Origin of the sequence: Skermanella stibiiresistens SB22, from assembly GCF_000576635.1 — a bacterium.
GTDB classification, from domain to species: Bacteria; Pseudomonadota; Alphaproteobacteria; order Azospirillales; family Azospirillaceae; genus Skermanella; species Skermanella stibiiresistens.
On the sequence record NZ_AVFL01000189.1, the window covers coordinates 1 to 201 of the forward strand.

The 201-nt window shown below is 68.2% G+C and carries 1 protein-coding gene; it reads right to left on the bottom strand.

Going from position 1 to position 201, the window contains the following annotated elements; all coding sequences use genetic code 11:
• The coding region (locus tag N825_RS36000; protein WP_037462733.1) for a P1 family peptidase at positions 1-201 on the bottom strand (201 nt) is incomplete at both ends.

Below are 201 nucleotides of genomic sequence, written 5' to 3' on the forward strand. Positions count from 1 at the left end.
CCGCTTCCGCCGCCGCCGCGAACAGCGCCGAAATGTAGTCGTTGTTCACCATGCGCAGCGGCGTGGTGAAAGCGCCTTTATTGGCGTAGTCGGCGGGCGGCAGGCCGTCGTTGCCGGTGGCGAAGGCGATAAAGATATCGCCGCTCGAATCCTCGGTGCCGCCGCCGGTGCGGGCGATGCCGATGCTGGCGCGCTGCGCCA